The sequence below is a fragment of the Azorhizobium sp. AG788 genome, assembly GCF_004364705.1.
GTDB classification, from domain to species: domain Bacteria; phylum Pseudomonadota; class Alphaproteobacteria; order Rhizobiales; family Xanthobacteraceae; genus Azorhizobium; species Azorhizobium caulinodans.
The window spans coordinates 1-26,467 of sequence record NZ_SOBM01000015.1 but is presented as its reverse complement, the minus strand read 5'-3'; the positions used below and the strand labels follow the sequence as shown (position 1 = coordinate 26,467).

At 64.8% G+C, this 26,467-nt stretch carries 18 protein-coding genes, 2 pseudogenes and 1 other annotated feature; of the genes and pseudogenes, 9 read left to right on the top strand and 11 right to left on the bottom strand.

All coding sequences use genetic code 11. The features are described 5' to 3' along the window. Nucleotides 1-89: 89 nt before the first annotated feature. The 4 genes from DFO45_RS24780 to DFO45_RS24765 are packed head-to-tail and all read right to left on the bottom strand — an operon-like array spanning nucleotide 90 to nucleotide 1,924. Complete coding sequence (locus DFO45_RS24780; RefSeq protein WP_133866981.1) at nucleotides 90-464, bottom strand: nuclear transport factor 2 family protein; 375 nt, start codon at nucleotides 462-464, stop codon at nucleotides 90-92. 44 nt (nucleotides 465-508) lie between these two features. Further along, nucleotides 509-910, bottom strand: coding sequence for an SDR family oxidoreductase (locus DFO45_RS24775; protein WP_280960296.1), 402 nt, complete (start codon nucleotides 908-910; stop codon nucleotides 509-511). Continuing rightward, entirely contained in the window at nucleotides 810-1,598 is a 789-nt protein-coding gene (locus tag DFO45_RS24770) for an SDR family oxidoreductase (protein WP_133866980.1), read from the bottom strand. Before DFO45_RS24770 ends, DFO45_RS24775 begins: the two co-directional genes overlap by 101 nt. Next, the gene (locus DFO45_RS24765; protein ID WP_133866979.1) at nucleotides 1,595-1,924 is read right to left on the bottom strand and encodes a nuclear transport factor 2 family protein; all 330 of its coding nucleotides are present in this window, start codon (nucleotides 1,922-1,924) and stop codon (nucleotides 1,595-1,597) included. The genes DFO45_RS24770 and DFO45_RS24765 overlap by 4 nt, the downstream gene beginning before the upstream one ends. A gap of 124 nt (nucleotides 1,925-2,048) precedes the next feature. Here DFO45_RS24765 and DFO45_RS24760 point away from each other — a divergent pair, with 124 nt between their 5' ends. From DFO45_RS24760 to DFO45_RS24735, 5 genes and pseudogenes are all read left to right on the top strand, one after another. Then, nucleotides 2,049-2,939, top strand: a complete 891-nt coding sequence (locus DFO45_RS24760; protein WP_133866978.1) for a LysR family transcriptional regulator — start codon at nucleotides 2,049-2,051, stop codon at nucleotides 2,937-2,939. Nucleotides 2,940-3,107: 168 nt separating this feature from the next. Further along, a pseudogene (locus tag DFO45_RS25375) lies at nucleotides 3,108-3,928 on the top strand (IS3 family transposase); the annotation flags it as partial. Then, nucleotides 3,392-3,508 (top strand) — a sequence feature (AL1L pseudoknot). (Overlaps the previous pseudogene by 117 nt.) Nucleotides 3,929-4,351: 423 nt before the next feature. Then, entirely contained in the window at nucleotides 4,352-10,438 is a 6,087-nt protein-coding gene (locus DFO45_RS24745) for an autotransporter outer membrane beta-barrel domain-containing protein (RefSeq protein ID WP_133866976.1), read from the top strand. Nucleotides 10,439-10,557: 119 nt separating this feature from the next. Further along, a pseudogene (locus tag DFO45_RS24740) lies at nucleotides 10,558-10,923 on the top strand (IS481 family transposase); the annotation flags it as partial. A 621-nt stretch (nucleotides 10,924-11,544) separates the two neighbouring features. Beyond that, a complete protein-coding gene (locus tag DFO45_RS24735) occupies nucleotides 11,545-13,134 on the top strand; it encodes a CHASE3 domain-containing protein (protein WP_166657251.1) in 1,590 nt (529 codons plus the stop codon). 391 nt (nucleotides 13,135-13,525) lie between these two features. Here DFO45_RS24735 and DFO45_RS24730 read toward each other — a convergent pair whose 3' ends face one another. Further along, the gene (locus DFO45_RS24730; protein ID WP_133866974.1) at nucleotides 13,526-14,176 is read right to left on the bottom strand and encodes a TetR/AcrR family transcriptional regulator; all 651 of its coding nucleotides are present in this window, start codon (nucleotides 14,174-14,176) and stop codon (nucleotides 13,526-13,528) included. Between the two features lie 94 nt (nucleotides 14,177-14,270). On the opposite strand from DFO45_RS24730, the gene DFO45_RS24725 reads away from it, so the two are divergent. Beyond that, nucleotides 14,271-15,290, top strand: a complete 1,020-nt coding sequence (locus DFO45_RS24725; protein ID WP_133866973.1) for an MBL fold metallo-hydrolase — start codon at nucleotides 14,271-14,273, stop codon at nucleotides 15,288-15,290. Nucleotides 15,291-15,342: 52 nt separating this feature from the next. Here DFO45_RS24725 and DFO45_RS24720 read toward each other — a convergent pair whose 3' ends face one another. Continuing rightward, a complete protein-coding gene (locus tag DFO45_RS24720; RefSeq protein ID WP_133866972.1) occupies nucleotides 15,343-15,645 on the bottom strand; it encodes an antibiotic biosynthesis monooxygenase in 303 nt (100 codons plus the stop codon). A gap of 64 nt (nucleotides 15,646-15,709) precedes the next feature. Continuing rightward, entirely contained in the window at nucleotides 15,710-16,726 is a 1,017-nt protein-coding gene (locus DFO45_RS24715; protein WP_133866971.1) for an NADP-dependent oxidoreductase, read from the bottom strand. 80 nt (nucleotides 16,727-16,806) lie between these two features. Here DFO45_RS24715 and DFO45_RS24710 point away from each other — a divergent pair, with 80 nt between their 5' ends. Then, on the top strand, nucleotides 16,807-17,751 hold the full coding sequence (locus DFO45_RS24710) for a LysR family transcriptional regulator (protein ID WP_133866970.1): 945 nt from the start codon (nucleotides 16,807-16,809) through the stop codon (nucleotides 17,749-17,751). 321 nt (nucleotides 17,752-18,072) lie between these two features. Here DFO45_RS24710 and DFO45_RS24705 read toward each other — a convergent pair whose 3' ends face one another. Further along, the gene (locus DFO45_RS24705) at nucleotides 18,073-18,912 is read right to left on the bottom strand and encodes an oxidoreductase (RefSeq protein ID WP_133866969.1); all 840 of its coding nucleotides are present in this window, start codon (nucleotides 18,910-18,912) and stop codon (nucleotides 18,073-18,075) included. A gap of 50 nt (nucleotides 18,913-18,962) precedes the next feature. Between DFO45_RS24705 and DFO45_RS24700 the strand changes: the two genes are divergently transcribed. Continuing rightward, a complete protein-coding gene (locus DFO45_RS24700) occupies nucleotides 18,963-19,589 on the top strand; it encodes a TetR/AcrR family transcriptional regulator (RefSeq protein ID WP_133866968.1) in 627 nt (208 codons plus the stop codon). Nucleotides 19,590-19,706: 117 nt separating this feature from the next. Here DFO45_RS24700 and acnA read toward each other — a convergent pair whose 3' ends face one another. From acnA to DFO45_RS24685, 3 genes are all read right to left on the bottom strand, one after another. After that, nucleotides 19,707-22,394 (bottom strand): aconitate hydratase AcnA, encoded by a 2,688-nt coding sequence (acnA, locus tag DFO45_RS24695; RefSeq protein WP_133866967.1) that lies wholly within the window; start codon nucleotides 22,392-22,394, stop codon nucleotides 19,707-19,709. A 12-nt stretch (nucleotides 22,395-22,406) separates the two neighbouring features. After that, a complete protein-coding gene (locus DFO45_RS24690) occupies nucleotides 22,407-23,747 on the bottom strand; it encodes an MFS transporter (RefSeq protein WP_133866966.1) in 1,341 nt (446 codons plus the stop codon). Nucleotides 23,748-23,854: 107 nt separating this feature from the next. After that, nucleotides 23,855-24,742 carry a GntR family transcriptional regulator gene (locus tag DFO45_RS24685; protein WP_133866965.1) on the bottom strand — a complete coding sequence of 296 codons (888 nt, stop codon included), beginning with the start codon at nucleotides 24,740-24,742 and terminating at the stop codon, nucleotides 23,855-23,857. 187 nt (nucleotides 24,743-24,929) lie between these two features. On the opposite strand from DFO45_RS24685, the gene DFO45_RS24680 reads away from it, so the two are divergent. After that, nucleotides 24,930-26,093 carry a lactonase family protein gene (locus DFO45_RS24680; protein ID WP_133866964.1) on the top strand — a complete coding sequence of 388 codons (1,164 nt, stop codon included), beginning with the start codon at nucleotides 24,930-24,932 and terminating at the stop codon, nucleotides 26,091-26,093. The last annotated feature ends 374 nt before the right edge of the window (nucleotides 26,094-26,467 follow it).

Here is a 26,467-nt window from a genome sequence, read left to right as displayed (position 1 = left end):
GTCAATTCGTGTCGGCGCATCGCTCTCTCCCCTATCGAGAGAGCTTGAATCACGCTCCTAGCCGGCAGACAAATTTATGGGGCCACTGCCTAGGCGGCCGGTGGATCCAACAGCACCCACAGGCGCGCAATGCGGCCATCAAGCATGTGAGCCGCGTCGCTTCCGGTGACCGCAATCGGTCCCCCTGCCGGACCCGCTTGCCACCGGAGGACTGCGAGGCCGTGATGTCCCACGGCCGGTGCCAAAGGCGCAAACTGGAAGCTGGGGCCAAACTGTTCCAGCAAGTTCCCGGCGACGGCCGAGATCGCGGCCCGGCCCTCCACCACATTGTCCGGCTCGTACATGACCGGGTCCGCGACGAAGAGTTCGGCGATGGCCGCATCGCGCTTGGCGGCATCGCGCTCGTTGAACACGCGCATCAGATTGGCGCGCAGCAGGTGATCAAGGTCCATTTCGCTCGACATGGTCAGCTCCTTCAGATTTGGGCGTTCGGGCAGGTCGGCGCGGCTCAGACGAGGCGTGCGGCGCCATCGACATGGAGGGTCTCGCCATTCATTAAGCCATTGCTCATGAGGAATACCACGGCGGCCGCGACCTCTTCGGCGGTCCCAAGGCGATGCAGCGGCAGCTTCTCCGTCAGGCCGGCGACATAGGCGTCGCGGCCATCGCCTAGGATGCGCGCCAGGAGCGGCGTGTCCGTGGTGCCGGGAGAGACGGTGTTGAAGCGGCGCGGCGCAAGCTCCAGCGCGAGGCCACGGGCAAAGGCCTCCATGGCGGCGGATGCGGCAAGCGTGGATGCCCCCCCGCGATCAGACGGTGGGGACCGTGCCGCCGTCGATAACAAACTCGGCGCCGTGGATCGAGGCAGCGCGATCAGAGGCCAGGTAGGCGATGAGGTCGGCAACCTCATGAGGTTCAGCGCCGCGACCTATGGAAATGCCGCCAAGACCGGCCAGCACGAGCTGGCGCGCGTCCTCGATGGTGCCGCCGTTGGCGGCTTGGATGCGCTTGAGAAATCCATCGGTCCCCTCGGTCATGATCCAGCCGGGAGACACGGCGTTGACCCGCACGCCCTTCGGTCCCAGTTCCTTGGAGATGGACTTGCTATACGTCCTGAGCGCGGCCTTGGCAGCGGCATAAGCGGTGGTCGCCTCGGGAAGCGGCAGGACGGATTGAATGGAGGTCACGTGCACCACCGCGCCGGCGCCCCTCTCAATCATTTGCGGAACGAGAAGACGATCCAGACGCACGGTCGCCAGCAGGTTCAGGCTCAGTTCGGACAGCCAATGATCGTCGGTCAGGGCGACAAAGCCACCTCCGGGCGCGGAGGAGCCGCCGAGCACATGGGCCAAGATGTCGACGCCGCCCAGGCGCTCGAGCGCCGCCTTCGCGAAGGCTGTCCCGCCCTCCGCCGTGGTGAGGTCGGCCTGGACATACTCGACGCCGTCGATCGGCTCCAGTGTTCCGCGGGCTGATGTGATCACCCGGGCGCCGCCGGCGAGGAAACGGTCGACGGTGGCGCGGCCCAGCCCCCTGGTGCCGCCGCTGATGAGCACGCGTTTTCCCGCGAACTCGGTCGGATCGGTATTGATGGTCATGCCGTGATCTCCACGGCTTTGATCGCGTCGTTGTCGAGGGTGAAACGATAGGTGAAGCGGATCGGGCTGCCCTTGAAATCGCCATGGGCTGGGCCTTCCACGACGACTTGGCCGTCCTCGTGCCGGACGCTATCCGGCGTGAAAATCGCCCTCGCGGCAACGACCTCCTCTTCGAGCAAGCGCCTGATTTCGGCGTGTCCCCGAAAAGCGGTGCCGTTGTCGCGAAGGACGGCATCGGCTGAGAAGGATGCCAGCATGCCGTCGACGTCCAGCCGGGCGTTCGCGGCCACATACGCGGCAATGGGAGTGGGAAGCTCGATCGGCATGGTTGTTTGTCCTGCTAAATGAGGGCTGCAACCGCGGCGGCTGCCCCTGTACGCCAAGCTAGCGATAGACAACTGGCGCGATAACTAGGACAATTCGGGACGGCTCATCACGACAATCGGGATAATGATGCAGGGCAGCCTGACCGAATTGGACGCCGTTCTCATGGTGGCCCGTCATGGCAAGTTCCGGACGGCTGCCCTTGAGCTGGGGCTCTCGACGACCGCGCTCAGCAACGCGGTCGGAAAGCTGGAGCGCACGCTCGGCGTCCGCCTCTTCAACCGCACGACGCGAAGCGTATCCTTGACGGAGGCAGGCCAGCAGTTCGTCGCTCAAGTGGCTCCTGCCCTGCGGGACATCCATGACGCGATGGAGATCGTGCGCTCTCAAAAGGCCACGCCGTCCGGCACACTGCGCATCAACGCCTTTCCGACAGCGGCACGGGAGATTTTCTCCTGGCTCGTCCTACCATTTCTCCGGATGTACCCGGAGGTCCACATCGACATCGTCACAGAAGGTCGGCTGGTGGATATTGTCGCGGGCGGCTTTGACCTTGGCGTCCGGAGCGCCGACCTTGTGCCGGTCGACATGATCGCGCTCCCCTTGGGCGGCGAGCGGCGAAATGTTGTGGTGGCCACCCCGAGCTATTTGAAAGCGCACGGAATACCCGTGATGCCTCAGGATCTCGCCGGCCATTCCTGTTTGCGCGTCCGGCTTCCCAATGGCGTAATCTACCGGTGGCCGTTCGAAAAGGACGGACAATCGGTCCATATGGCGGTGGAGGGCCCTATTACCCTTGACGAAGCGAGCCTCGCACGCGCCGCGGCCCTCGCCTCCGTCGGTCTCACCCTGGCGATGGAATCCGACGTGCGGGACGACATCGAAGCCGGCCGCCTTGTGCGCGTGCTTGAAGACTGGACGCCGGCTCTGCCGCCCTTGAGCCTCTACTATCCGAGCCGCCGCAATCCGACCGCGGCGTTCAAGGCCTTCGTCGATTTCGCGCGGAGGCTGGCCTGATGGGGGCGATGAGGCTTGCAGTAACAGCTCAAGGGGTCCGCTCATGGGCTGCGCAGGCACGCATCGGATGGACACTCGCCACAGACCACATCGACAGGTTCGCGCTTGCGGAGAGGCCTGAACCGCCCCGGTTTTGCCGGAGGCTCCGACTCCCGAGAAGGTGGAGCCATGACGGGCAAGACGACGAACAAGTTCTCCCCTGAGGTGCGCGAGCGGGCGGTGCGGCTGGTGCAGGATCACGCGCATGAGTATCCGTCCCGCTGGCAGGCGATCCTGTCGATCTCGGCGAAGATCGGCTGCTGGGGGCACTCGCTGAACGAGTGGGTGAAGAAGGCCGAGGTGGATGCCGGCAAGCGGGCAGGCGTGTCGACGGACACGGCCGCGAAGCTGAAGGCGCTTGAGCGCGAGAACCGGGAGCTGCGGCAGGCGAACGAGATCCTGCGCAAGGCGTCGGCGTATTTCGCCCTGGCGGAGTTCGACCGCCGGTCGAAGACATGATCGCGTTCATCGACGATCATCGCGGTGCGTATGAGGTCGAGCCGATCTGCAAGATCCAGCCGATCGCCCCATCGACCTATCATGCGCATGTCGCCCGTCAGCTTGATCCCTCGAAGTGTTCGGCACGGGCGAGGCGGGACGCGGCCTTACGGCCCCAGATCGAGCGCGTGTTCGCGCTTCGAGGTGTACGGGGCACGCAAGGTCTGGCGGCAGATGGTGCGGGAGGGGTTCGACGTGGCCCGCTGCACCGTCGAGCGACTGATGCAGAACATGGGCCTCGCCGGCGTTATCAGCGGCAAGCCGGTCCGCACCACTTTGCGGGACAAGGCGGCGCCATGCCCGCTCGATCATGTGAACCGGGTCTGCCCTGCTCCCTGCGCCGAACAGGCTGTGGCTGTCGGACTTCACCTCTGTGAGTACCTGGTCGGGCTTCGTCTACGTCGCCTTCGTGATCGACGCCTATGCCCAGCGGCGCTGGCTGGCGCCAGACCTCCGCTGCCTCGTGCCCTTCACTAGAAGGCCCGTCCCGCCGGCATGGGTATGAAAATCCCAAGGGGCAGAGGTCGGTACGCGTAATGCGCGCTTGAGTTGTTTGGATTTTCTGCGCGCGGCATTCAATAATACGATTATACCATCCATATTTTCGGGTGAATGCAAGGTCGGAGAAAGGAATCGCGTTAATAACAAAGCGTCATATATCGCGCTGGGGGCTGAAATGACGCATGAAATTGCGAAGGAATCGTTGATCATTCTCACTTTGGACGGGATCGAACTTACGGCATAGTCCAAGCTCGATTTCATAATTATTGCGCCGTCGGCCCCAATGATGGCCGCGTGCAGCCCGTTCGAGGTGTCTTAACATGCGTTCGTTTGGCATTTCCCGCTCAAGACAGAGGCTCCTCTGTGGCATCAGCATGATCTCGCTGATCGGCTCCGCCCTTAGTCCCACCGTGCTCCTTGCGGACGAGAGTGTGGCGCGACGGGTGCTCGTCGGTGCGAACGGCAGAAATGCCAAGGCCAATCTCATCGATAGCAATGTCGTCGCCACCGCGGGTGCCGCTGGCGGCGATATCGTGCTGACGAACACCTACGCGACGTCGAGCGCCGTGACGGCGGGCTCTGCTGTGGAACTCGGATCGACGGGTGGCAAGGGAGGCGATGGCGATGCCACGCTCTGGGCATCCGAGCCGGGAGCGCGGGGGGCGGCCGGCGGCACCGTCGATGTGGTTCAGAATGGCGCCCTGACGGGCGCCGGCAATCAGACGACGCCGGCAGCTCTGCTGCTGGTCTATTCCGTCGGCGGAAAGGGGGGCTTTGCGCAGCAGGGCGCGGGCGGAGGCGGCGCTGGTGGCGACGTCACGCTCAGGGTCAATCGCTCTGTAATTGCGCAGGGGGACGGATTCGCTGGCGTTCGCGCGTATTCGAGCGGCGGTGCGTCCGGCGGTGGAGGGAATACGGAAGACCGCGCTCTGGCGAACCCGGCCGGCGCGGCTGGCGCGGTCAAAGTGACCATCGGTGACAATGCGACCATCTCCACCCGTGGCATGGGAGCGCCGGCTGTCGTCGTTGAATCCACAGGGGGCAATGGCGGAACGCGCGGCAGCGGAACGTTCTACAGCGACCCCTACGTGACGCAGGGCGGCGCTGGCGGGACGGTGACCTTCAACAACCGCGGGGTCATCTCCACGGAGGGCGCATCCTCTCCGGCCGTCCTGCTGCAGAGTGTGGGCGGGCGCGGTGGCGATCAGCCCGACGCCGGCGGGCGGCCCGGCGGCACCGGCGGTGTTGCTGGCACCGTGATCGCCAACCAATTGAATAGCATCACCACCAGCGGCGCCTATGGTGTCGGCCTTCTCGCCCAGTCGGTGGGTGGCAGTGGCGGCAATGGCGGCGCCGGGATCTTCGGCGGTGGCGACGGCGGCGCCGCAGCGGCGGGTGGGGCTGCGACGGTCAACAACTATGGCACCATCGCCACGGGAGGCGTCGGCGCATCGGCCATCGTCGCCCAGAGCGTCGGCGGCGGCAATGCTGCGAACGCCTTTCAGCTGAAGGCGATCACCCCCGGCAGTGCCTCCGGCGGCGGTGGAACCGGCGGCAACACCTTCTTCGGAAGCGGCGGCTCCGGCGGAACGGGCGGCGATGGCGGCGCGGTGTTCGTGTCGAACGGTGGTTCGCTGCAGACCAGCGGAGACGGTGCCTTTGGCATCCTTGCCCAGAGCATCGGCGGCGGCGGCGGCGCGGGCGGCGCGGCCAGGTCGGTCGGCCTCTTCGCCAGCGTGGCGCTGGGTGGCGACGGCGGCGGCGGCGGCAATGGCGGCACCGTCACCATCGCGCGCGACGGGCAGGCATTGGACGCCGCCTATAACCCGTTCACCGTGTCGAGCATCACCACCTCCGGCAAGGGGGCCGGTGGCATCGCAGCGCTGAGCGTGGGCGGTAGTGGCGGTGTCGGCGGCCAGGCGTCGGCCACCTCCATTGGTGTCGTCGGTTCGATTTCGGTCGCGGTGGGCGGCAACGGCGGAAAGGGCGGCAACGGCGGTACCGTCTCCGTGACCAACACGTCCCTCATCACCACCAACGGCCTGCAAGCGGTAGGGCTCCAAGCCAAGAGCATCGGGGGTGGCGGTGGCAATGCCGGAAGCGCCAGTGCCTATGCGCTTGCGGTGGCACCGCCGACGCTTCCGGCGGTTTCCGTGACCTTCAGTCTCGGCGGCAAAGGCGGTGACGGTGGCGCTGGCGGCGAGGTCACGGTCAATAATCTGATGAATATCACCACGCGCGGTGGCACCTCCGCCGGTATCCAGGCCATGAGCGTCGGCGGGGGCGGCGGCGATGCGGGAACGGCATCGTCGGTGTCCGACATGATTAGCCTCTATGCCAACATCGGCGGCTCGGTGGGCATCGGCGGTGCCGGCGGCGGGGGCGGCAGCGGTCAGAAGGTCAGCGTCACCAATGCCGCCAATGTGGAGACCTCGGGCTCCTATTCCAACGCCATCACCGGCATGAGCATCGGCGGTGGCGGCGGCGACGGCGGGGCCGGAAGCGCGGCGGCGGCCGTAGGCCTGTCCTGGAGTGACAAGCTCAACACCATTGTGAGCGGTGCCCTGCCGACAGCGGATTCCTTCTCCCTCAACTACGACATCGGCGGCAAAGGCGGGAAGGGTGGCGCCGGCGGCGTGGTGGAGATGACCAACACCGGCGGCCTTTTGACGTCGGGCGTCAACTCGCGCGGCATCTTTGCCCAATCCATCGGCGGCGGCGGCGGCAATGGCGGCGGCTATCTCTCCAGCGGCAGCGGGACGCTCACCGGCAAGGTGAATATCGGCGGCTGGGGCGGGGATGGTGGCGCCGGCGGCAACGTCACCGTCACCAATGCCAGGAACGCCTTCATCACCACCACGAGCGCGGGAGCTTACGGCATTCTGGCCCAGAGCGTCGGTGGTGGCGGCGGCACCGGCGGAACCCTTGAGGGGTCCAAAAAAAGCGCGATCAACTCGCAGCCCGCCGTCGAAAAACTGATTCTTCAGACCGCCGATGAATTGGTGAAGCTGAACAAGGTCGCCTCGTTCTTTCTCGGCGACACGGAAAAGAAGGCGCTCGCAGACTACGAGTTCCTCGACAAGAAAGGGCCGATGCAGAAGCAGATCGCTGCTGCCGGCAACACGATCAAGGCGCTCAAGGTTTTCGGCGACAAGAACAAGAGCTTCTTCACCGCGCTGCGCGAGGCCGGCGTGACCTTGCTGGTCGGCCGGGTGCTGGACGAGTTCAAGTACCAGATCAAGCAGGCCTACAAGACCGAGTTGGAGGGGAGCACCAAGCTGCCCTCTCTGGACCTCAACATGACAGCCGGCGGTCTTGGCGGCGCCGGCGGGTCCGGTGGCGTGGTCACGGTGACCAACGCCGGTACGGTCGCCACTGAAGGGGACAATAGCTATGCTATCGTGGCGCAGTCCCTGGGCGGCGGCGGCGGGCTGGGCGGCGCCGGCTCCTCCACCGGCACCAACAAGCTGAACGTCAACCTCACGCTCGGGGGCACCGGCGGCGTGGCGGGACAGGGCGGCGCCGTGACCGTGACCAATAGCGGCATGGTCACCACCCGGGGCGCCAGCGCCTTTGGCCTGCTGGCGCAAAGCGTCGGCGGCGGTGGCGGCGTGGGTGGCGCGGCGGCCAGTGCGAACACCATCAGCCTGTCGGTCAATGCCGGGCTCGGCGGCAGTTCCTCCCAGAGCGGCGCGGGCGGCACCGTGACCGTCACCAACAGCGGCACCATAACCACGTCCGGCAAGCAGGCTCATGCCATCGTGGCCCAGAGCGTGGGCGGTGGTGGCGGCGTGGTCTTCGTCGGCCGCGTGGATCCGTATGACAGCGGCGTGCTGTCCAGCAATGCGGAGGAGAAGGAGGCGCTCGACGCCATCAAGGGGCTCGCCGCAGCCTTGGGGATCACGAACGCTGGCAGCTTCGGCGACACCACCGCCAACATCCTGCCCTCGCCGACGGTCACGCTCGGGGTCGGCGGCTCCGGCAGCGGGGGCGGCAATGGCGGCGCCGTCAATGTCACGCATTCCGGTAGCTTGGAGACCGGCGGCCTCGCCGCCTTCGGCATCTTCGCGCAATCCATCGGCGGCGGTGGCGGCATGGGCGCGGACAGCAGCGCCAATGGCACCAACACGGTGACGGCCGCGCTCGGCGGCACGGGCGGCGTCGCCGGCAAGGGCGGTGCGATCGCCATCACGTTCGATGGCTCCGCCAGCATCGTGACCGGCGGCGACGGTTCGCACGGCGTTTTCGCCCAGTCTATCGGCGGTGGCGGCGGCTATGCCGGTGTCGGCGTTTTCCAGTCTCAGTTGCCCAATGGCCTTCCCATTACCACCGGCCTGGTGCGGGACGAGGTCGCCAGCGGCGATGGCGGCACCATCACCATCAAGACCGCGGAGACCAGCAAAAGCCTGAGCATCGCGACCGCCGGCAATGCCGCCCACGGCATCTTTGCCCAGAGCATAGGTGGCGGCGGCGGCAGCTATACCAATGTCACCGAGGCGGCTGTGGCCAACCCCCTTATTCCCTCCGCCACCGCGGTCACCCGCACGCGGGCGAGCGGCAACGGCAGCGACGTCGTCATCGATATCACCGGCAACGTCACCACGACGGGTCTCGGCTCCTACGGCATCTACACCCAGACCGGCATGCAGAAGACCGACGGCTCCATCGACCTGTCCAAGCGGAGCGGCACCACGTCCATCACCTTCGGCGGCTATCTGCTGGGCGGCGCGGGCGACGGCGGCGCGATCCGTGTGGATGGCGGGCTCAGCAACGCCATCACGCTCAAGAGCGGGGCGCTGGTGGAGGCCCTCTCAGGCAAGGCCGTCGTCAGTTCCGCCGCTTACACCAGCCTCACCAACACCGGCACGCTGGTGGGCGACGTCAGCTTCACCAATGCGAGCGGTCCGAAGGTCAGCACCTTCGAGAATAACGGCACCTATCGCAGCACCAGTGCAGGTGCGCTGCGCCTGAGCGGTGCTGTCTTCACCAATGCGGGCGCGTTCGACATTGCCGGCGTGGGCACGATCGGCACCGCCACGATATGGGCGGGCACCACCCATCTGAACGGCCAATTGCTGGCGGATGTGACCTCGACCCCGGCCTCAGGCCAGGCACGCAGCGACGTGCTGACAGTCTATGGTAATGCCACTGTGCAGACCAACGTGGTGACTAACGTGGTCGGCGGCCTGCTGCCGGAAAGCTTCACGGTGGCGACTTTCAGTGGCGGCGGGCAAACCGGCAGCGCCACCGGCAGCGGCAATGTCTTCGCCCCCTTCACCTGGAACGCCAACCTCGTCGGCAATGGCCTGCAGGTGACGCCGCAGGCGAATTTCTACACCCCGCCGAACGTCACCGCCTCGACCACCGAGAGAGCGGTGCAGAGCTATCTCCAGAGTGCCTTCAACAGCAACATCGGGAGGCCGGATGCGATCACCCAGGATGGAGCCGCCATCTTCGGGGCCTTCGCCCGCTCGTCATCCTACGCGGACTATTGGGAAGGCATCGACAGCCTGGCGCCGGAAGAGACCCTCAGCGTCGCCGCCAGCCAGACCCTCAACACCCGCACGTCGCTGCACGCAGCCTTGAGTTGCCCGGTGTTCGAAGGCAGCGGCGTGATGATGGAGGAGACCAGTTGCGCCTGGGCGCGGCTCTATGGCGATTGGGTCCGCCAGGCCGGCTCGGCGGATACGGGTGGTTACAGCCAGAATTCGATCACCTATCGCGTGGGTGCGCAGCACGAGCTCAATGCGGGCTGGTTCCTCGGCGCCACCGCCGGCTTCACCCAGTCCAATCTGTCGAGCACCGACGGCTTCTCCACGTCGGAGGGCAATGCCTTCGATGCCTCCTTGGCATTGAAGCGGCAGATCGGGCCGTGGCTGTTCGCCGTGACCGGCAATTTCGGTTACGGAAATTACGACACCCGGCGGACGCTCAGCATCGGCGACGACGTGAGTTTTGCAACGGGGTCGGCGAACGTCTGGACCGCGGGCCTGCGCTTCCGGGGCAGCTACGAATTCGCCTTCGACGGCTGGTACATGAAGCCCTATGCGGACATGGACGTGCTCTACACGAACATGCCCGGCCATACGGAGAGCGGCAGCGGCCTTGCGGACATGCGGTTCGCGTCGGCTCAGCAATGGAATGCCGCAGTCAGTCCCAATGTGGAGTTCGGTGGCAGGCTGAAGGTCAATGAGCAGATGTGGCTGCGCCCCTATGCCACCATCGGTGCCACGTTCTTCGCAAAAGATAACATGCAGGTGGGGGTGCAAATTGCCGACAGTGGCTTCGGCAATGCCAGCTATACGGCCGATCTCACCATCCCCAGCGCTTTGCTCAATCTTAGCCTTGGTGCCCAGCTCTACAAGCTTAACGGCTTCGAGGTGCGGGCGGAGTACAAGGTGGATGTGGGCGACACCTACACCGCCCAGCAGGCGAGCGCCCGTCTGGCGGTTCCGTTCTGATGGGACGTTGCCGAGAGTGGTCCGAGAAATGGTCTTGGATCACCGTTCCGGCGGGCAGAAACCTGTTTGATCCCGGATTTTGATGGTGCACTCCTTTCGCAGAGTTGAAGGGATGCGCTATGGGGCAGGTTCGCCACGGGAGCGCCACGACCACGGCGGCGGTCCGTCGAGCGATACAGCATAATAAAGAGAGCCTGAGGTACCTCGCCGAGCACTACGGCATCAACCAGAAGACGGTCGCGAAGTGGAGGAAGCGAAACTCTGTTGCCGATCTGCTGACCGGCCCGAGGGAGCCGAAGTCGACGGTTCTGTCCATAGAGGAAGAAGCGGCGATCGCCGCTTTCCGACGGCATACGTTGCAGCCTTTGGATGACTGCCTTTATGCGCTTCAGGCCACGGTCCCGAGCATGACGCGGTCGCCGCGGCATCGTTGCCTGCAACGTCACGGGATCAGCCGGCTGCCGGAGATCAAGGCTGAACCACCCCGGCCTTTCTGGACGCTGTTTGGCGAGAGCCACGCTGCCCGTTTCCGGGCGTGAGCATGGCGAGGTCGCGTTCCTCGGCTTCGGTGGCGCAGGAGTTGGCCGAGGGGCTCCAGCGGCCGACGACAAGATCAGCGCCCAGATGCGGAAAGCGGCGTTATATACTTATGACTTCAAAATGGAATTATAAGAAACCGTTATTTTTCTGCCGATGCAGAGCTACTGCGTTCAGGGCGAATCATCATAGATCCTAAGGAGGGCGGGGATTGCTCTCCTTGACACGCGTTTCGCTCGCGCCAAGCCTCCCGAGTATTCGGCATCCGATCCCTGCTTGGGTCCTCTCGTGCCGCTCCCAAGTATGCCGATCATCCATTATCCGGCCGAAAGTTAACGTAAGGCCCCCCCTTTGTGCCGAATTGGATGCATAATGCTACCGCAATTCGTACTGGCGGGCGTATTCATAGCAAGCGTTACGCCGCAGGTTGGGCTGCGGGCCTCGCAAATACTTTTCGCCAAATCGGTACAGCCCCCCCTATGCTGAAGAACATGTCCATCAGGACAAAGATCCTACTCGCGTTTGCGGTCGTTCTCATTGCCAATATCTGCAGTGGCGCTGCGATCCTGATGTCCAACCGGACCGTGGACCGCAATGTGAACTGGACCATCCACACCTACGAGGTGCTGGCGGAAGCGGATCAACTGCTGATCTCGCTTATCAATCAGGAGACGGGCCTGCGAGGCTATCTGGTCACGGGCAAGACCGGCAGCCTGGAGCCCCTCACAGCGGGCGAGGCGGGCTATCGGCAGGCATGGGGCAAGCTGAAGTCGCTTACCAGCGACAATGCCGTCCAGCAACAGCGCCTCGACGCCATGCAGAAGGAGGTCGAGCAATGGCAGCAGAACGTCTCGCGCGCCGCCATTGATCTCATGGGCAAGCCCGGACAGGAGAGCGCGGCGCTCGAAATCGAGCGCTCGGGCAAGGGGAAAGCGAACTTTGACAAGATCCGGTCGATCCTGAGCGACTTCAAGGGCGCCGAGTCGTCCCTGCTCCAGGTGCGCGCCCAGGCCGTGGACGCTGCCCAAACCACCATTGTCTATGCCGTCGTGCTGGCGGTGCTCGCCGTCCTGGCGCTGGCGGTCCTTGCGGCCGTCGCCCTGAATGCCCTGCTCGCCAAGCCCATCCGCCGCGCCATCACCTCCATGGAGAAAATAAAGGGCGGCGACTACGCGACGCAGATCGACGACACCGACCGCCGTGATGAGATTGGCCTCATGGGCAACGCGCTTGTGTCGTTCCGAGACAGCCTTGGAGCCGCAGCCCAGCTTCAGCAGGAAAATGCCGCGCGCGATGAAGTGGAGCGCCAAAGACTGGCCAAGCGTAACACCCTTGCGGCCGATTTCGTCTCCCGCATGACCGAGCTGTCGGCCGCCTTCGCCGCCTCTTCCGGGCAGGTGGCAAGCTCCGCCCGCAACCTGTCAGCCACCGCCGAGCAGACCTCCCGGCAAGCGCAGGCGGTGGCCTCGGCTGCCGAGGAAGCTGCAGAGAATGTGCAGACGGTGGCGGCTTCGTCCGAGGAACTGGCCGCTTCCGTTCGCGAGATCACCGGCCAGGTGAGCCATTCCGCTCAGGTTGCCGACGTCGCCTTCTCTGAGGCGGAGAAGTCCAACACTCGCATCGGCGAACTCGCCACGGCGGCCACCGCCATCGGCGACGTGATCTCCCTCATCAAGGGCATCGCCGACCAGACCAACCTGCTGGCGCTCAACGCCACCATCGAATCCGCCCGCGCCGGCGAAGCGGGCAAGGGCTTTGCCGTGGTGGCCTCCGAGGTGAAGCAACTCGCCTCCCAGACGGCCCGGGCGACCGACGAGATCGCCGCCAAGGTTGCGGAGATCCAGCAATCGACGCAGGGCACCGTCACCTCCATGGCGGAGATCATGCGGGTGATCGCGAACATGAAGCAGATCTCCTCCTCCATCGCCGGCGCGGTCGAGGAACAGGGCGCTGCCACCGGTGAGATCGCGGAGAACTGCCAGCGCGCCTCCAGCGGCACCCAGATGGTGACACAGAACATCAGCGGTGTCGGGCAGGCCGCCCAGCTCACCGGGTCGGCTTCCACGGAACTGCTCGCGTTGTCTGAAGGCCTCTCAGGTCAGGCGGCGGATCTCAAAGAAGTGGTTGAGGGCTTCGTTCGCGATCTTAGTGCAGCGTGACACCCATGCCCCGGCGGGGCGCCGGGGTATGTCTCTCGAACAAGAGCAGGACGAAAATGACGCGGCCGCCTTCCGTGGTAATCGCGGACGATCAGTGATCGTTGCCCCACCGGCCTAATCCAGTGTGAAGTTCGCTTTGGCCCGATATTGAAGCGCTCCTGAAGCGCTCCCCATTTGCTTTTTCCACGGACATCCATGCGGTGGCCGACCGCGCAGAGCAAAGAGCGGACCTTGGATCATCTCGACGAACACGACGTTCGTGACAAGGACTGACGAATGGGAGCAGGCAATGAAAGCGACTAACGTCCGCGCGTGAAGCCCTCGCCCAACTGATCGCCCCTTCGCCCAGCCGCGTTCGCAGAGTGCCGGCAGAGTGCTACCCTCGTCCGGATCAGCGCTGGCCGCTTGTCGGGACGGACAATGCGGCGACCAACTCGGCGGCGGCTAGCTTGGCGCGGGTCAGCCGTTCGACATCTGTTGCCCCGTCCAGGCCGAGGAGCACGCGGAAGCTGTCGAGTCCCACCAGACGATCGAGGAAGGCCCTGCTCAGCTTTTGACGCCGACCTGGATCGAGGGCTGCGGCTTCATCTCTCTGGGCAAGAAAGGCGTCCAGAGCGTCCGCGTGCGCGCCGATCAGGCCGTGATAGGCGATATCAGCGAGGTGCGGGAAGCGCGGGGTCTCGACCATGACCGTTCGAAACAGGCTTGTCGTCGCTGGGCTGGCGATCCGCTCCTGAAACATCACGCCGATGAAAACGAGGATCTCCGGCAGAGGTTTCTGCAGGGTCTCATCAATGCGCGCCTGCTCGGCTTGATCCGCTGGATGGCAAGCCTGGGCGATGACGGCCGAGAACAGGTCGTCCTTTCCTTCGGCGTGGCGGTAGAGGGTCATGATCGAAACCCCGGCCTCCTTGGCGATCCTCTCCATGCTTGCGCCGCCATAGCCGTCTCGAAGGAAGGCCTCACGCGCCGCGTCAACGATAGCGGCGCGCTTGCGCGCCATCAGCTTCGCCTTGGGATGATCTGCCGCCCAGTCCTTCACCGCTCATTGACTCCATACGATAGCGATCATTATCGTATCAACTAATGATAAGATATCATCCATTATCATAACATGAGAGGCGCGGCGAGATCCGATGCCCCACGAAGAGAAGGGTGAAGCGAGCATGATCAGGATCTCGGACAAGCTGAGAGGCGTCGCGAAGACCAGAGTCCGCAAGATCGTCCTCTGGGCCGTCGCCGGCCTCGGCACGGCGACCCTGGTCGCGGTCGCCGCGTTGGCTCTGACATTCACTCCCGCAAAGCTTGAGCTTCCCGACGTCGCAATAGGGGACCTGCCGGTCGCATCACCACCGGCCGGCCTGTCGATCAGCGCATTGCCAACAGGAACCTACGACAGTCCGGCTGCCTTGACCTATCGCGGCGGTGCGTGGTCCGAAACGCGTCATCTTGCGGCGACGGCCCTCCTGGTCCGGCATCCTAGGGGAAACCTGTTGATCGACACGGGTTTCGGCCGGAACATCGACGAACACATCAAGCTGATCCCGGCTATGCAGCGCACGCCGCAAACCAAGGGCATTCCAGCCGTGGATCAGTTGGCCGCCGGCGGCATCCATCCTGGCGATATCGCCGCCATCATTCCAACCCATAGTCATTGGGACCATGTCAGCGGCGTAGACGATTTTCGCGGCGTTCCGGCCATGGAAACTGCAGCAGGAAGACGCTGGATCACGTCCAAAGCGGAAGGGACGGAGGTGATCAATAGTTTCGGGGCGATCAACTACAAGCTGTATGATTTCGACGGGGGCTCCTATCTCGGCTTTCCGACAAGCCACGATGTCTTCGGAGACGGCTCGGTGGTCATTGTCCCGGCTCCCGCCCATACGCCGGACTCGGTGATCGTCTTCGTAAGTCTGCCCTCAGGCGTCCGATACGTCTTGATCGGGGACCTCGTGTTCCAAATGGAAGGCATCGACATCCCCGCGGAGAAGCCCTGGATGCTTCGCTGGTTGATCGGCGAAAATAACATCGCAGTGCACGAAGATATTGCTCTCGTCAGAGCGATCCGCGCAAAATTCCCGCAAATACATCCGCTCCCGGCCCATGACTCGCGCAGCTTTGGCGCACTTCCGGTCTTCCCCGCATCGGTTCGATAGAGGAGCGCCGCGTTCTGGCAAATACAAACGCGGCGCGGGTCATCTTGAAGGTTCAGGCGTCGGCCAAGGCCCGCTCGCGCGTCGCGTCGTACTTTCTGATATCCGCCGAGAGCCGCCGCCCCCATCGCTCCACAAACGCGATGGTGTCGGCGGCAGCCAGGTGGGAACTCAGGGCCTGCTGATCTCGCCAGCGCTCTGTCACGAGCAGCCGCCCGCGAGACGGGTCAACCACGGCGGCGTCATAGGACAGGACGCCGTCTCGCTCGAGCGTAGCTAGCGCGAGGTCGGCAAGGTCGCGGGTGAAGACCTTCAGGTCCGAGGGCGGGACCTGCACGTAACCAGTGATGATGATCATGGCGAACGCCTCCAGAAGTGCGAACAAGAAACAGAGCCCGCCGCGACGAGCAGGCGCGTCGGGGTCAGGAGACGGTCAGGACAATCTTGCCCTGGATGCCGCCCTCGGCGACGCGCTGGTGCGCGATCGAGGCTTCCGACAGCGGAAAGACGCTGTCGATCACCAGGCGAACGGCCCCCTGGTCGAGCAATGCGGCGGCCGCCCCCAGTTGAACACCGTTCGAGCGGACCTGCGTCGACGAGACCCTGATCGCACGCTTTGCCGCTGCATCGCGGCCCTCAAAGCCCAGGGGATTGACCAGGAACAGGGCGCCGCCGGGCTTGATCACGTCCAGAAACCGTTCCATCCGGGGACCGCCCACCGCATCGAGCACCAGATCGACATCCCGGACGACCGTTTCCACGGCGGTCTTTCCGTAATCGATGAAGTGATCGACTCCGAACTCGCTGAGCATCACCGCGTTCTTGGCTGAGGCCACAGCGATCACCCGCGCCCCCCGTGCCTTAGCCAACTGCACCGCTAAATGGCCAACGCCCCCGCCCGCGCCATTGATCAGCACCGTCCGGCCTTCAAGCTCGGCCGGCTGATGCGGGAAGTCCTGGAAGGGGTTGGGCGCGTGGTGGCCAAGCTCGACCAGGAACTGCCACGCCGTCAGCAGGGACATCGGCGCAGCGGCCGCGTGGATATGATCCAGCTTGGCAGGCTTGCGGGCCAGGTGCGAGGCCGGCGCGCTGACATACTCGGCATAGGCGCCGCCGCCCGTCATCACCCCCTCCGGGAAACGCACCATACCGTAAACCTCGTCGCCAACCTGGAAACCATCGACGTCGGCGGCGGTCGCTTCGACCACACCGGAAATGTCGGTGCCCAGGATGAGCGGGAAGTCGGCGTTCGGCCGCCATTCCGGCGGCAGGGCGCGATAGCCGTCGCGGAGATACCAGTCCGGCGGATTGAGGCCTACGGCCCGGACACGGACCAAGACTTCGCCCGGCCCGACGTCGGGTTTGGGCGCGTCTTCGTAAGTAAGAACGTCGGGACCGCCAAAGGCGTCCAATCGAACCGCTTTCATCGTCTCGCTCATGAGCTTTCTCCTTGCGAGGTGATGTAGCGGCGAGCACCGAGGTTGATAATGGGACCGAGAATCCGTTTTATAGTTCCGCCATGGAACGAATAAGCCTCGACCGCCTCACCGGTTTAATCGCCTTCGCGCGCGTCGGCGCCCTCGGCAGCTACGCGGCGGCGGCGCGGTCGCTGTCGGTTTCCCCGTCTGCGGTTAGCAAGAGCGTCCAGCGACTCGAGCGGCACCTGGGGGTCTCCCTCTTCACACGCACGACCCGCTCGCTGGCGTTCACGCCTGAAGGCCGCGACCTCCACGAGCGCGTCTTGGTTCTGATCCGTCAGGCCGAGGAAATCGAGCAATTCGCGCTCACTGCGCGCTCGACGCCACGCGGCGCATTGCGGGTGGCCGTGTCCCTGCCGATCGGTCTGCATGTGATCGCACCCGCCCTGCCCAAGTTCCGGCGGCGCTTCCCTGACGTGACGGTCGATGTTCGGCTGGGGGACCAGATGGCCGATCTGATCGACGATGGCATCGACGTCGCCGTCCGTATCGGCGACCTCCCGGACAGCCGCCTTCTGTCGCGCAAGCTGGCTCCGTATCGGCTTTGCTGTCTTGCATCGCCAGCCTACCTCGCGGAGCGCGGTGCACCCGCGCATCCGCACGACCTCGAAAGCCACGACACGGTCAACTTGCGCTACCAGAGCACGGGTCAGATGTTTCGCTGGCCGTTCAGGATCGGCGGGCAGGAGATCGAGATCCTGCCACGCTCCGACATCGTCGTAGACGCGAGCGAGGCGGTGATGGCCACGTTGGTCGCCGGCGGCGGGATCGGCGTCGGCGCGTCGTTCGCCGCCGCGCCCTATATCGCGCGCGGAGAGCTGTCGCCGGTGCTCGTCGAGTTCGCGGTCGAACGGCGGAATGTCACCGCGCTCTGGCCCGAGAGCCGACGCAGCAATCCGGCGGTCCGCGCCTTCCTGGACACGCTCGAACCGGCCTTCGAGCACAAGGTGACCGTATCGGACTCGGCCAACATCGGACCGCGGTAATGCCTAGGCGCGATGATGGCTGAGACTTCGAGCGCCAGAAAGCAACTTGGGGCAAGGTAGCTCTGGCAGGTGCCGCTCAGGCGGCCCAATGCCTGCTATGAAGTAGCCCCCTTCGCACGCGTCTAAGGTTTACGTCGGCCCCGCGCCGCTTTGCGTCAGCATCGGATCTTTCCCAATGGACGTCATAACGTCCAGTATGGGGCCGACTGCGGTCTGTCCGGTTCCAGCGCGAAAACGAAGAAAGCCGACATTCTGCACCCGACCCCACAGCAGCTTATGAAGACGCGCGGAGCGCCTTCATAAGCTGCTGTACAGGGCTCGTCATGCGAAGTTGGTTGAACGCGAAAGCTCCTCCCATGCGCTGACTTCGTTTCGCATTCCGTTTAGTTTCTGCTCGACAAGTTCAAGTGCATCATCGCCCAAGAACAGCCGCACCGGCGGATTCTCGGCATCGACCAGCGCGAGCAACGCCTTTGCAGCCTTGGCTGGATCGCCTGGTTGGTTGCCGCTCTTGGCCTGTCGTGCGGCGCGGATCGGATCCATGACCGCGTCATAGTCGGCAATGCTGCGCGGTGTGCGATTCATCGAGCGTCCGGCCCAGTCCGTGCGGAATTGGCCGGGAGCGAGCGCCGTCACCCGAATTCCAAAGCTCGCCACTTCCTTGCCAAGCGCTTCGGAGATGCCTTCGAGCGCGAATTTGCTTCCACAATAGAAGGTGATCCCGGGCATGGTGATGAAGCCGCCCATGGACGTGACGTTGACGATATGGCCCCGCCGTCGCTCGCGCATGCCTGGCAGCACCGCCTTGATCATCGCAACGGGTCCGAAGACGTTCGCCGCGAACTGGCGCTGAAGATCGTCCATCGACGATTCCTCCAGCACGCCCTCATGGCCATAACCCGCATTATTTACCAGCACGTCGATCGGACCGCTCTGCAGTTCGGCTTCCGCGATCGCCGCCGGGATAGCCTCGAAATCGGTCACGTCCAGCGTGACCGGGTGAGCGCGATCGGGTGCGAGCGCGGCGAAGGTCTCGGCGTCGCCCTCCCGCCGCACGGTGCCGATCACATGGTGGCCCGCTTCAAGCGCGCCTGAGGCAAATGCTCGTCCGAGGCCGGAACTGACGCCGGTGACGAGAAATGTTTTGGGGGTGAAAGCCATGGTACAACTCCGGGCCATGGTTAAAATTATATCATGATATAGATAGAGATATGACACGAAACAAGACCCCGGCAAATCCGGCCGCCACGAGGGGGGAGCCGCTCCGTCAACGCGTGATGGACGCGGCGGAACGGCTGCTCCGCCAGGACAAGGCCGATTTCTCGATGCGCGACCTTGCGACCGAAGCCGGGGTCAGTTTCGCGACGCCGTTCAATCAGTTCGGAAGCAAGGCAGCGATCATGCATGCCCTTTCGGGGCGCCGGATCGAGACGATGGCCAGGCGCTTTGCCGAGATGTCTCCGCCTGCCGACGCCGCCGGCAGGGTGCTGTTGGCGATCGACACGGCGGTGGAGGTGATGCTGGAGGAGCCGGAGATTAACCGAGCCGTGATGGGGTGGATCGGCACGGCCGGTCCGTCCCCCGGACAGGTCCTGATGCACTCCACGACATTATGGTCGCTGGCTCTGGGGGCCGGCGATGGCTTGATCGCGGCGAGCAGGCAGAAGGCGCTGCGCTGTCTGCCGGAACAGCTCGCCTTTGCCTTTCGCGGGGTTCTGTCGTTCTGGACCGCCGGCGAACTGCCAGATGAGGCGCTTGCCTCGAAGGCGCGGGAGATCGCAAAAATCATGCTGCTCGGATTTGCTGAACGGCCGCTACTCGGCGAATCCGCCTCCTAAGCTGTCGTGCGGGAATCCACCCCCATCCGGTCATCGCCGCGGGACGTGCCCATCTCCAACGCGACGGCGTAATGGGGCCGACAGCGGCCATCCCAAGTCGGCTAGAGCCCTGCCGACTTATACCGATCTGCGCAAGGAGGGTTGGTTGAGCGCGGGCATTTCACCACGCTCTTCTGCAAAGGGTGCCGGAACGGGCGTCGAGGACGGATTCTGCAAGGTTCGCTGGAGGATGAGCGGAATAACGCCGCCTGACGCCAGCACCTCCACCTCCAGGCTTGTCTCGACCGCGGCCTGCGTGAAGATCGTCTCGCTCGAACCGTCTGCGCGCAGGATGGTCACGGGAACGTTCGTTCGCGGCTGAAGCCGCTCAGCCGGTGCGTCCACCTGCAGGCGGTCGCCAGGATGCAGCGCGAGGGCCGAAGGGTCGCGATCGGAGGGCAGTCGCAAGGGCAAGACGCCCATGTTCACAAGGTTCGAGCGGTGGATGCGCTCAAAGCTCGACGCCAGGACAGCACGGGCGCCCAGCAGGCTGGCGCCCTTGGCTGCCCAGTCCCGCGACGAGCCCATGCCGTAGCGCTCACCCGCCACGATGACGACGGAGTGTCCCTCGGACTTGTAGCGCTCGGCGGCCCGCCAGAGTGGCAGGACCTCGCCGGTCGGCGCGAAGACCGTGCTTCCGGGCGGAATGCCCTCGCCGAGCAAGTTCCGAACTGCCTTGTTGGTGAACAGGCCCCGCACCATCGCCTCCCAGTTTCCCCGCCGCGACGAGAAGACGTTGAGGTCGCGCGGGTCCTCACCGCGCTCGGTCAGGTAGGCGGCAGCGACGCTGCCGAGCGGCACGGCGCCGGCGGGAGAGATGTGATCGGTGGTGATGTCATCGCCCACCACCAGAATCGGTGTGGCGGCATAGGTGCCGAGCCGCGGCTCGCTTCGCACTGAGGCGAAGGGGGGCCGGCGGATGTAGGTGGAGGCGGGATCCCACGGATAAAGGGGCCCCTCCGGCGCATCGAGCCCGGCCCAGGCGGCACTGGCCTCGGCCGCGTCATAGGCGGCCGCGTAGTCGTCCGCCCGTGTCGCGCGAGCGAGTGCAGTGTCGATCTCCTGTCCGGACGGCCAAAGGTCCGCGAGATAGACCGGGCGACCCTCTGTCGAAGTGGAGATCGGGTCGTGCGTGATATCGCGTTCCACGTCGCCGGCAAGCGCATAGGCCACCACGAGCGGAGGCGAGGCCAGGAAGCCGGCTTCGAGCTGTGGATGCACCCGCCCCGGGAAGTTGCGATTGCCGGACAGGACGGCCACCGGGAGGATGTTGCGGGACTGGGCCGCATCGCGGATCGCCTGGGGCAACGGGCCGGAATTGCCGATGCAGGTGGTGCAGCCGTAGCCGACGATGGCGAAGCCCATGGCCTCAAGGTCTTCCAGCAGACCCGCGCGGCGCAGATAACGTTCGGCGGTGGGGGAGCCCGGCGCAAGGGAGGTCTTCACCCAGCTTCTGGGGGAGAGGCCGAACGCACGGGCCTTTCGCGCCAGAAGGCCGGCCGCCACAAGGAGGCGCGGGTCCGACGTGTTGGTGCAACTGGTGATAGCCGCGATGGCGACAGCCCCGTCAGGGACGGGATCATCCGCCGTCGGCGGCTTGGCATCACTCCGCCGCAGCGGCGCGATTGCCGCGCGAACGTGCTCTGGAGCAACCAGATCCTGCGGCCGCCGCGGCCCGGCGAGTGTCGTGGCGACGCTGTCGAGATCGAGCTCCAGCACCGTGTCATAGACCGGCGCGGCCTCGGGATCGAACCACAGGCCGTTACGGCGCGCATAGGCTTCGACGAAGGCTGCATGCTCCGCCGACCGCCCGGTGGCCAGAAGATAGTCGAGGGTCTGCTGGTCGATGGGGAAGTAGCCCGAGGAGGAGCCGTATTCCGGCGCCATGTTCGCGACCACCGCCCGTTCCCCTGCGGACAAGGTCGCGACCCCAGGTCCGAAGAACTCCACGAACCGCCCCGACAGTTCGATGGTGCGCAGCAGGCTGGTGACCCGCAACGCCAGGTCGGTGGCGAGCACCCCGTCCCGCAGCCGTCCCGTCAGCCGCACACCCGCCACCTCGGGAACGCGCATGGTGACCGGCACGCCGAACATCACGCTTTCGGCCTCCAGCCCGCCGACGCCCCAGGCCACCACGCCAATGGCATTGATCATGGGGGTGTGGCTGTCGGTGCCGATGAGCGTGTCCGGCACGGCCCAAAGTTTGCCGTCGCGCTGCTCGGTGGTGACGACGGTGGCGAGGCGCTCCAGATTGATGGTGTGCATGATGCCGGTGCCAGGCGGATGCACTGTGACGTTGGAAAGCGCCCGCGTGGCCCATTTCATGAAACGGTAGCGCTCGCCATTGCGCCGCAGCTCAGTCTCCATATTGAGCGTGCGCGCATCAGTATGGCCATAGACGTCCACGGCGACGGAGTGGTCCGTGGAGACGTCCACCGGCAACACCGGGTTGAGCCAGGTGGGATCGCCGCCCGCCTCGGCAAGCGCCGAGCGCGATGCCGCGATGTCCACCAGCGCCGGACCGCAGGTGGTGTCGTGCATGAGCACCCGGCCCGGATGGAAGGGGATCTCGGCTTCGCTCCTGCCGTTGGCGAGCCAGCCGGGGACGACGTCGCGTGCCGGATCGCCGGCGGGCGTCCGGCGAAGAAGGTTCTCAAGCAGAACACGGTGCAGCCACGGCAGCCGCCCGAGCGACGCCCCCGCCACGGCGGGAAGATCGACAATGCGGCAAGCACGGCCGGCGAGGACGACATCGGCAACGGTCATGGTGGGGCGCCTTCAGGAAACGTTGGGCGTGCGGGCGCCGTCCCCCACCAGCGGCGCCGGTGCCTCGGAGGCGTTGTGCATACGTGCGAACCAGGTCATCAGGAATGACAGGAACAGCAGGAAGGAGAGGAACAGGAGGCCGCCCAGCGCGCTGCCCGTCCAGCCCTTGATATAGCCGATGGCATAGGGACCAGCGAAGCCGCCGAGATTGCCGATCGAGTTGATGGCCGCGATGGATACTGCGGCGCTGGAGCGCGTCAGGAACAGTCCGGGCAGCGACCAGAAAGGTGATTTGAAGGCGTAGATCCCCGCCAGCGCCAGAGAGATCAGCGCCATGGCCACAGTCGGGCTGGCCACGAGCCCCGTTGCCCCCAGAGCCACCGCGGCAACGAGGAGCGGAATGGCGGAGTGCTTCTGCCGCTCGCCGGTCCGGTCGGAATTCCGTGACCACAGAACCATCGCCACGGTGGCGACCGCATAAGGGATCATGGCCACGAGGCCGATTTCGAAATTGCTGAGGCTGGAGGACAAGCCCTTGATGATCTGCGGCATCCACATGCCGATACCGAGATTGCCCACTTGGTAGATGAAATAGATCGCCGAGAGGAACAGCACCTTGGGATCGGTGATGGCCGCTACCAGACCGAGGTGCTTGACGTTGCGCCGTGCTGCCTCGTCCTGTTTCAGTTCCCGGCAGAGCCATTCCCGCTCCTCGGGCTTGAGCCAGCGGGCGTTCTCGGGACGATCGGTCATGATGAAGAAATTGGCGAAGCCCGCCAGCATCGCCGGCACGCCCTCGATCAGCAGCATCCAGCGCCAGCCCGACAGGCCGAACCCGGAGACATGGTCCATGATCCATGTGCTGAGCGGCGCGCCGATGAGGTAGGAGACCGGGATCGCTGCGGTGAAGAGAGCGACAGTGGTTGCCTGCTCCTTGGCGCGGAACCAATAGGTCAGATAGATGATGATGCCGGGGAAGAAGCCGGCTTCCGCCACGCCGAGCAGGAAGCGCAGGACATAGAGCTGCGTGGCACTCTGCACAAAGGCTGAAAGTGTCGCGATGATGCCCCAGGTGATCAGGATGCGCGATATCCAAACCCGTGCGCCAAATTTGTTGAGCGCCACGTTGCTCGGCACCTCGAACAAGAAATAGCCGATGAAGAAGATGCCGGCGGCGAAGCCGAAGGCCTCGCTGGTCAGCGCCAGCTCGCGATTCATCTCAAGCGCGGCATAGCCGATGTTGGCGCGATCTAGGTAAGAGATGACATAGAGGCCGAAGGTGTAGGGAATGATGCGCCAGAATACCTTGCGCACCGTCGAACGTTCGATGTCTTGGAGCTCGGTCACCGGCATGGCGGATCCTCCCGTGCGAAGTGGCCCGCGCATCGCTCTTGACGGCCGCATTCGGGAACGTCACCTAATTAAATTATATGATCATAAAATGCAATTATGTTTCGAGCTCAACCGACGTGCGGGCTCTTGATCGCGCTCGCGCCGAGGATGTGCTGACGCATGAAGACGGCAGCAGCCTCGCGCTGACCGGAGGCAATGAGGTCCAGGATCATCAGATGCTCGCGCGATTGGGCGGGCAGCCGGCTGCGGTCCAGCGTCACGCGGTATTCGATGAGCCGGCGCAGTCGGTTCACGCGCCGGACCGACTCCAGGAAGAAGTCATTGCCAGAGCAGGCCACGACCATTTCGTGGAAGGTTGAGTTGGCCTTGAAGATCTCTGCACGGGACATGGTGCGGTGACCTTCCGCGACGATGAAGGCCTGCTCGGCCCTGGCCGCCGCGAAACCGGCACCGTCGATCGCGAAGTCCGGCTGCCGCAGGGCCTCGGCCTCGATGGCGGCCCGGAACTGGTAGGCTTTCACATAAGCATCCCGAGAGGTGAGCATTGGCCGAAATTCCCAGCCATTGCCCGGCAGCCGCTCGATCCAACCCTCCTCAGCGATCCGATACAGGGACTTGATCAAGCGGTTGCGCGGGATGTCATAGAGGCGCATCAACTCCGCTTCGCTCATGCGGTCCGATAGCCTGCCCGCGAGACGGTCTTCCGCAATGAGCCAATAGATGTCGTCCTCGCCGTCCGTCGCCAGGGCTACCGCATGGCCTGTGTCGATGCGGCCATCCACGTCATCCGCTAGGAAATAGCCCCGGTTGGGCTCGGAACGCACGATGCCGGAGCGCTCCAACTCTTTGAGCGCCGCATTGATGGGCGCGCGCGAGACCTTGAGATTGTCCGCAAGAACCTGACTGGGCAGGTGCTGACCTGGCTCGAACCGACCATCCCGGATCTGCTCCAAAATCAGCGCGGTGAGTTGCGGTACGAGACTCGGCCTCGGCATCTTTGATCTCGCCATCTCCGTGTGCGTTCATCGGGTTGGCGTTTTCCCGCGGCCGTGTCCAGCTCCTGCCCCACTATTGCCGCTCGCCTAAATGTATGTTTATTTCGATAAAAAGCAAAATGGAGGAAAGCGAAATGCACAGCATCGGGGGGAAGCGTGCACGGTCACGAAACGCAAGGTGGTCAGCATGATGGCTTCCGCGGGCCTCGCGGCCTCCACGTCAGGGGCCGCATCGTCCGAGCCGGCCTCGGCCAAGGAGACCCCCGTGTCGGCGGCACCGTTCCGCATCGCCTATGTCGGCTGCCGCACCACCCGCGAGCGCAATGCCCGCGGCGAGGGCATCGCCGTCTTCCAGATTTCGAACGACGGCCGGACCTGGAACCGGATCCAGCTTGTCGACGGCCTCCTGAATCCATCATTTCTGGCTTTCAGTCACGACCGCCGGATGCTCTACGCCGTGCACGGCGACTCCAGCGAAGTCAGCGCCTTTCGCATCGATGCGGCCGGCGGCCGCCTGACGCTCATCAACCAGGTGCCGTGTCAGGGGCTCAATCCGGTCCATCTGACTCTCGACCCCAGCGGGCGCTATCTGCTCGTTGCCAATCACATCACCAAGACGCCCCACGTCTCCAGCCTCGCCGTGCTGTCGGTTGGAACCGACGGCGCACTGGGCGGCATCGTCGATCACGTGCCGCTGAGCGGCAATGCTGGCCCCCATCGGGTTGAGCAGCCCTTCGCCAAGCCTCACCAGGTGGTGTTCGATCCGGCAGGCCGGTTTGTTGCCGTTCCCGACAAGGGGCTCGACCTCATCCTCACCTACAGGCTCGACGATGCCGGCAAGTTGCACGCCGCAGACGCGCCGCCCGCTCGGGCGCGCGAAGGGTCCGGCCCCCGCCACCTCGCCTTCCACCCCGCGCAGCCCCTCGTCTTCGTCCTGAACGAGTTGTCGTCGACTGTCCTGTCTTGCGCCTATGACCCGCAATCGGGCGCGATCACGCCACGCCAGGAGGTCTCGGCCCTACCCGACACCTTCATCGGCTTCAGCCGGGGTTCGGAGATCGAGACCTCTCCCGACGGTCAGTTCGTCTATGTGAGCAACCGCGGACACGATTCCCTTGCGGCTTTCGCGATTGATGGCGGAACAGGTCGCCTCTCGCCCGTCGGCTGGGTCGCCGCGGAGGGTAAAACGCCGCGTTTCTTCACACTGAACCCGTCGGGCCGGTACCTGTTCGCGGCCAACGAAGATAGCGACACCATCTTGGGCTTCTCGCGCGACCAAGCATCTGGCCGCCTCTCGGACACGACCGTCGTGGCGCGGACGGGCAGTCCCACCTGCATCCTGTTCGCGTAGCCCCTGCCGTCAAGGAGCAGAGACCCCGTCTTTCGCAGGAGCAAACATTCACCGCACCGATGCGAACGCAAGGAGCGGGGGAGTTCGCCCACTCCTGCCCGACCGCGCCAGGAGCCGAAGCTCGCCTGGCGACGCTGAACGTCCGGCGTGGGGCCGGGAGCGGACTGGCCGGTTCCGGCGAGGAATTGGGGAAAGCCGACGTTCGGCATCCGACGCCATCTCGGTGGTTTCGAGATCACGGACGGCTTCCCGAAAGCGGTCGTTGCCAGCCTGGCCTGACCCCTGAAAAGTGGTCCTCCGTGAAGTAGGCTTTTTGAGCCTTTGGAGGATGGCGCGATGGCGCAGAAGAAGCACAAGCCGGAAGAGATCGTCGC